Genomic DNA, 5,855 nt, shown 5'->3' with positions numbered 1-5,855 from the left:
ATCTGGGAAGTAGCGATCCAGGAGTGCGTCGGTCCGCCGTAGAGAACCATTTCAAGTGGGTCCAGGCGGCGAAATTTCTTTCGTGTCACTCAATCCGCGTCAATGCCATGATCAACGCCGAGTCTCTGGCATACGACGCGCAGATGAAGCTATCTGCCGACGGTTTGAGGCAGCTCGTTGAGTTCGCCGCGGGCCTGGAACTGAACGTGATCGTCGAGAATCACGGGGGTCTGTCGAGCAGCGGAGAATGGCTGGCCGGCGTGATGGAGATGGTTGATCATCCACGTTGCGGAACGCTTCCCGACTTCGGCAATTTCTGTATCGAGGGTTCGGCCTATCCCGTAGATGGATGCAATGAGATGTACGACTACTATCGCGGAGTCGAAGAGCTGATGCCGTACGCGAAGGCGGTCAGCGCGAAGTCGTACGATTTCGACGAGGCTGGAAACGAGACTACCCTGGACTACGAGCGACTGATGCGGATTGTCCTTGACGCCGGCTATCGCGGTTACGTAGGAATAGAGTACGAGGGGAGTGTGCTCTCCGAGGGTGACGGGATACGAGCAACGCGCGACCTGCTGCTCGCCGTGCGAGAGAGGCTGGCCACCGAATACAAAGAGACGTGAGAACCCATGAATTCACAAATCTTGCGATGTGCGTCACCCGCGCTTGTTGGAATCGCTGCAGCACTAATGTCGCTGTCCGCGTGTGCACCACGAGCGCTGGAAGTGGCCCCTGTGTCGACTGAGACTGAATCATCTTGGGAGACGCTCTTCGACGGTGCGACACTCGACCTGTGGCGCGGCTTCCAGAAGGATCATATACCCAGTGGCTGGTCCGTAAAGGACGCGGTGATTTATTGTGCCGGTACGAACGGTGGCGACCTCATCACAAAAGGTCAGTGGCAGAATTTTGATCTTGAGCTGGAGTGGAAGATCTCCGAGGCCGGTAACAGTGGGATCATGTACCGGGTGGTGGAGGTGCATGGTGCTCCGTACTTGACGGGGCCGGAGATGCAGGTGCTGGACGATGACGCCCATCCCGACGCGGCGAATGACGCGAGCCACCTCTCAGGGGCGGCGTACGACCTGTACGCTCCCGCGGAAGACGCGACGAAACCAGCCGGGGAGTGGAACTCGAGCCGGATCCTCGTTGACGGCACACACGTGGAGCACTGGCTCAACGGGGTGAAGGTCGTTGAGTATGAGCTGTTCAGTGAAGAGTGGAACCAGCGAGTCGAGAACAGCAAGTGGGCGAAAGAACCCGATTACGGACGAATGGCCATGGGTCACATCGCGCTCCAAGACCATGGCGACGAAGTCTGGTATCGTAACGTCCGCATTAAGCGACTGCCGGACACTCAGTAGAAGATTGTTGCGATTCGTTGCTATTGCGCAGTGCCGGTCGGGTCGGTCCAGACGAGCCGTATCCGCAGCAGGTACATGTCGGCCGTGATGTATAGGTAGCGACCATCGTCGCCGAATGCGACATTGGCGGCGGGCACCGGAAGTCGAATGGTCCCGAGATGGGTGCTGTCTGGAGCAAGAACCACAACGCCTCCCGGCCCGGTGGCAAATAGATTGCCCTGGTCATCGACTTTGAGTCCATCGGGCAGTCCGCTGCGGGATCCGGACCATCGGCTTGCATCAAAAAACGTCCTTGCGTTTGAGAGCATGCCGTCATCGCCCACATCGTATGCCACCCAGACGGCACGCTCGTGGTCCGAGTTCGCAACGTACAAAGTGCTGCCGTCAGGAGAGAATGCGATACCGTTCGGCCGCGCCAGGTCGTCGGTCAGGAGCTCGACCACGCCGCCTGTCGATAGTCGAAACACGCCCTGAAAACCAAGCTCCGAATTTGATGCCTCCGTCAATCCGTACGGAGGGTCGGTAAAATAGAGGTCGCCACTCCGATGGTACGCGGCGTCGTTCGGACTGTTGAATCTCTTGCCGTTGAATTGATCGGCCAGCGTAGTGAAGAGCGGTTGTGGATCTTCAAGATCGGCATTCATCTTCGCCACACGACGATCACCGTGTTGGCACAGGACGAGTTCTCCGTCTTTGTTCAGAAGAAGTCCATTGGAGCCCTCGTGAGCACCGGATGCGTAACCGGTTTCGCCCGAAGGAGAAAGCCACACGGAGAGACCGTCCTGTTCATCCCAGCGATAGATCATGTTCTCCGGAACATCGGAGAACAACAGGTAGCCACCGTCTGGGATCCAGACTGGCCCCTCGGACCACGTAAATCCTTCAGCCAGGATCTCGATTCTTGCGTCGGACGGGACAAGCCTGTGGAAATCGGGATGTGCGACTTCGAGATATCCAATGGTGTCGACGCGTGCGTGATCGGTATTGTTGCTCGGGACCGGTGTCGTGCAAGCACCGAGGAGCAGCAATCCAAGAATCGGGAGGCAGCGCGAAGTGGTCATTCGGTGCGAGTGTATGAATAAGTGGATGACATCTTACTGAATGCGTCTGTTCTCGTTCAGTTGACATCCTCGCTGGAGTCTTCGTCATCCGATTCACTGGCCGTGCTCGGTATGCTCCAGTTCTCAGCGAGCTCCAGCTCGGCGTGTGTCCACGGCGTGGCGCGATCGACGGTGAGTGCACGGACGGCTGCTACGTCTGCCTGCTTGACCTCCGGGGCTTCGTTACTCCACGCGTTGCGGATGTAGGAGAGGACATCTGCGATTTCGCTGTCGGAGAGCACGGTACCCCACGCCGGCATGGCTCCGTTGTACGCGACGCCCTGCACCGTCGTAGGACCGGTTAGACCGTGGAGGACGATACGGATCAGTCGCCCCTCTTCCTCGAGCACCCACTGGGTGCCGTCGAGCGGAGGGAAGTAGCCGGATATGCCGCGGCCCTCAGCCTGGTGGCATGAGACACAGCGCGTCATATAGATCTGCTGGCCGTCGTTGCCGTTGTCCGGCTGCGGCGAAGTGACGGACGAGCCGCCGAACTGAGTCGCTGCGAGCCAGAGGATGGCGGCGACGGAGGCCGGCAGAATGAGAAGGGCTGAGAGGAGTCGCATGTCGGGCGGTGTCTGAAGTCTCGGGAGTTCTCGCGTGGTACGTTCTTGAAGCGAGGACGTTCGCGTTGAAGTGTCCTGCGAGGCCGTGAATCGAGAGGCAATCTGGCAGGTCTAGGATTGGTTCGTCGCGGCTGACGCTCCTTCTCGCTATGACGGAATGGACAATTCAGCTCTCGCAAACGAAACAGATGACCCAGTTCTCGCAGAGACTAAGCGGATGATTCTGTACTTCGACGGAGGAAATGGCTGGGTCTGTCCTCGCCGGGGCGCGTCAATTCCTAGCCCTTCCAGGTACCGCGCGCGACCGCCGGCACAAAATCCTCCAGACCCTCGGGCGGCCACTCGATCGTCCTCTCCTGCTCAGCACTCATATAGGCTGTCATCAGCAGCTCGACGACTTCAACGCCGTCGTCAAAACCGTACTCGGGCTGCCGGCCCTCTCGAAATGCCTGCGCGAAGTAGCGGTTCTCTCCCTCGTAGCCGTAGGCGGCCGCCTCATTCCCGACGATTGGCATCAACCCCTGCTCGGCATTCTGCTTCTCGACCAGATCCTCGCCCGCGTCACCATGAACATGTCGGCTCAAAAAAACTTTAACTCCTGAATCTAACGTGTTGTAGCTCATGGAGTACTCGGGGCCAAGGAGCTCGGCGCTCAGCCGCAGGCCTGCGCCAACGAAGCTCCAAGACGTGGTCGTTTCGGAGATCAGCGTGTTGCCCGATTCGTCTTCGTACTCGAACGTCGCCCGCGCGAAATCCTCCGACGGGGATCGCTCATAATCCACCTCGGAACCGTATGTCTCCTTGAGTATTTTCGCATACTTCGGCCGCGTCCATTTCAGGCTGGCGATCTGTGCCGAAACTTTCCTCAGGCGCAGACTGTCGCGCGGCTTCCCCGGCTCGGTCAACAGGAAACGGCCGACCTCGACGCTGTGGCACATCATGTCGTTGAGGACTCCGCCACCCTGCATATCGCCCCGCCAGAACCAGGCGCGATGCGGACCGCTGTGCTCCTCGGCGGCACGGGCCAGATAGGGGCGCCCGGCTATCGATGCACCCCGCTTCCACAGGATGTCATGACTGCGCACGAGTCCGGGGGTGAACAACTGATCTTCCAGATACCCGTGCAGCAACCCCGCCTCGTCCACCAGTTCGCGCATTCGCTTCGCCTCTCGCACGTTCCGCGCAAGCGGTTTCTCGCAGGCCACCGCTCTGAGTCGTGCACCGCTTTTGACGGCCGCCACGATCTCCTCCATGTTTTCAATCCTCACATGGTTCGGGCCGCATATCCAGACCGCATCGATGGCGGGGTCGGACACCATCTCGGTGATCGAACCGAAAGCCTTCGCCTCGCCGACTCCGAGACTACGCGCCAGCGCGGCCGCACTTTCTGCACTCTCGATGCTGGGACTGAAGACTCCGTTAATGTCCGCGTCTCGCACCGCTAGAAAAGACTGTATGTGAAAGCGGGCGATGAAACCACTTCCTACGAAGCCGATGCCGATCCTGTCTGATGCCATGTTAAAACTTCAGGGTAGGTCTGGAAGGATGAGAGAATGTAAACACGTCGGTACTGTCTCGCATGGAGCAGGGCGAGTGATTTGCACGTCCACTTCCCGAGTAATCGATGAGTTGTCGACGGGAGCGGCATCCCTCATTCTCCGATCAAGGTCACCACCAGCGTCCGGTCGCGCGGCCGAACGTCGCATTCGAGAAAGAAGATCTGCTGCCAGGTGCCAAGGACGGGGGCTGCGTTCGTCACGGGCACCGTCAGAGACGGGCCAAGCGTCGTGGCCTGCAGGTGTGAGTGCGCATTGCCGTCGTGCCAGGCCTGTTCGTGGCCGTAGTGGCGTCCGGGTGGCATTAGACCGTCGAGGATCTCCGGTAGGTCTCGCCGTAGTCCTGGCTCGAACTCAATCGTTCCGACCGCTCCGGTGCTTCCGATTACCGATATGTTCGCGATTCCCGTCCTGACGCCTGACTCAAGAGCGATTTCACTTACTACGTTCGATACGTCATGCATATCGCCGTGACCGGTCGTCGACAGGTGGATGTGTTTCTGGTGTACCATGAAACCGGATGCCTCTGATGCGTAATATTCCTCTAACGAAAATAGGTTAGCGACTACATCGACACCTCGGACCGCAATCATCTGATTGCCTTTTAAGTCCCCGTCGATGGTCCAGAATCAAATCCTGGTAGTACCGATTATGCGATTTCGTTCGATATGTATTCTTGTGCCGGTCCTGATTCTGGCGGCGTGTAAGTCCACTCGTTCCGTCGACACGCCGCAGGTTTCGCCCCCGAAGCCGGCCACAGCGATGATGCCGGCTGACCCGGAGACCACGGCGACCGCAGACGACGATGCGCCATTGCCCATCAACCCGAAGGTTCGGGTCGGCAGACTGGCGAACGGCCTGACATATTACATCAGGCAAAACGAGAAGCCCGCGGACCGGGCCGAATTGCGACTCGTAGTCGACGCAGGATCCGTGCTGGAGGACGACGATCAGAGAGGCCTCGCTCATTTCGTCGAACACATGGCGTTCAATGGGACGAAGAAGTTTCCAAAGCAGGAGCTAATCGACTATCTCGAGCTCACTGGCACGCGCTTCGGTCCGGACCTCAACGCGTACACGTCCCTTGACGAGACGGTCTACATGCTATCGGTGCGGACTGATAGTCTGGCGCAACTGGCGACGGGATTGGAGATCCTGCGCGAGTGGGCAACGGAAATTGTGTTCGAGCCGGACGAGGTCGAGAAGGAGAGAGGTGTCGTGATCGAAGAATGGCGTCTCGGTCGTGGCGCTCAGGCACGCATCTTT

General features: G+C 58.9%; 7 protein-coding genes. 3 read left to right on the top strand and 4 right to left on the bottom strand.

Annotated features, from left to right (window positions below):
* Positions 1-626, top strand: a 626-nt coding sequence (locus HKN37_17185) for a sugar phosphate isomerase/epimerase (GenBank protein NNE48388.1), incomplete at its 5' end; no start/stop codon positions are given.
* A gap of 6 nt (positions 627-632) precedes the next feature.
* Positions 633-1,367 (top strand): DUF1080 domain-containing protein, encoded by a 735-nt coding sequence (locus HKN37_17180; GenBank protein ID NNE48387.1) that lies wholly within the window; start codon positions 633-635, stop codon positions 1,365-1,367.
* Between the two features lie 20 nt (positions 1,368-1,387).
* On the opposite strand, the gene HKN37_17175 is transcribed toward HKN37_17180, so the two are convergent.
* The 4 genes from HKN37_17175 to HKN37_17160 form a co-directional block, all read right to left on the bottom strand.
* Positions 1,388-2,428 (bottom strand): SMP-30/gluconolactonase/LRE family protein, encoded by a 1,041-nt coding sequence (locus HKN37_17175; protein ID NNE48386.1) that lies wholly within the window; start codon positions 2,426-2,428, stop codon positions 1,388-1,390.
* Positions 2,429-2,484: 56 nt separating this feature from the next.
* Positions 2,485-3,033: a cytochrome c gene (locus tag HKN37_17170; protein NNE48385.1), complete on the bottom strand. Its 549-nt coding sequence runs from the start codon at positions 3,031-3,033 to the stop codon at positions 2,485-2,487.
* Between the two features lie 278 nt (positions 3,034-3,311).
* Positions 3,312-4,550 (bottom strand): Gfo/Idh/MocA family oxidoreductase, encoded by a 1,239-nt coding sequence (locus HKN37_17165; protein ID NNE48384.1) that lies wholly within the window; start codon positions 4,548-4,550, stop codon positions 3,312-3,314.
* A gap of 134 nt (positions 4,551-4,684) precedes the next feature.
* Entirely contained in the window at positions 4,685-5,101 is a 417-nt protein-coding gene (locus HKN37_17160; GenBank protein ID NNE48383.1) for a YjbQ family protein, read from the bottom strand.
* 250 nt (positions 5,102-5,351) lie between these two features.
* On the opposite strand from HKN37_17160, the gene HKN37_17155 reads away from it, so the two are divergent.
* Positions 5,352-5,855, top strand: a 504-nt coding sequence (locus tag HKN37_17155) for an insulinase family protein (GenBank protein ID NNE48382.1), incomplete at its 3' end; no start/stop codon positions are given.

The organism is Rhodothermales bacterium, assembly GCA_013002345.1.
In the GTDB taxonomy this organism is placed as follows: Bacteria; Bacteroidota; Rhodothermia; order Rhodothermales; family JABDKH01; genus JABDKH01.
The sequence above is the reverse complement of the archived record's forward strand: the minus strand, read 5'-3'. Positions and strand labels throughout refer to the sequence as shown.